The organism is Vibrio sp. D173a, assembly GCF_030248475.1.
This window is the reverse complement of the sequence record NZ_JAHGAH010000684.1, coordinates 1-777: the sequence shown is the minus strand read 5'-3', so window position 1 is coordinate 777 and position 777 is coordinate 1. Positions and strand designations below refer to the sequence as shown.

General features: G+C 45.3%; 1 protein-coding gene. It reads right to left on the bottom strand.

Going from position 1 to position 777, the window contains the following annotated elements; translation table 11 throughout:
* The coding region (gene nlpI, locus KIV40_RS28495) for a lipoprotein NlpI (RefSeq protein WP_285352581.1) at nt 1-542 on the bottom strand (542 nt) is incomplete at its 3' end.
* Between the last annotated feature and the right edge of the window lie 235 nt (nt 543-777).

Sequence of the window (777 nt, the reverse complement as noted above, 5' to 3'; positions counted from 1 at the left end):
AACTCAGGCTGAATGATGTAGAGCCATAGCGCACGAAATGGATCGCTAGGATCGTCATTGTAGTGCTTGAGCATCTCTTCATTAGACAGTTCGTAACGTTCGCCATAGTAGAGGGCAATCGCTCGGTTACGCTCTGCATACGAGTTACTTGGATCAAGTTCAAGTGTTGAATCGAAAGACTCATAAGCCGCGTCAAACTCACCCACCTGAGTAAAGTAAACGCCTAGCAAGTTGAAAATATCAGGTTGTGCAGGGTTCAAAGACAAAGACTGATTGAAATCGAGTCGAGCGAGATCACGCAGACCTACGCTATCGTAATAGTTGCCGCGTTCAAAAAGCATTTTAGCGCGAACGTCATCACCAAGGTCGGGTCTTTGTAACAACTGAGATAAGCGAGCTATCTGAACTTCTTGCTGCACACTCGGCTGAAGTGGTACAGCCATTGGTGGATAGACCCAGCGCTGAGCTGAACTGTCCATTGTCGATGCACAACCTGTTAAAACAAGCAGCAGAGACAGACTCGCGGTTTGAAACCATTTCACAAATACTTACTCCTGTTATGACCGCAATAAAAAAGGGAGCGATATGCTCCCTTTATAACATGCTTTATTAATGATGGGTTAGAAATCACTAAAAAGCGATAGTTCCATCATTTTACTGAGAATTACTCAGCAGCAGGTGCTTCGCCTTCAGCTGGCGTTTCAACTGCTTCTTTCATGCTTAGACGTACACGGCCTTGACGGTCAATCTCAAGAACCTTAACTGGTACTTCTTGGC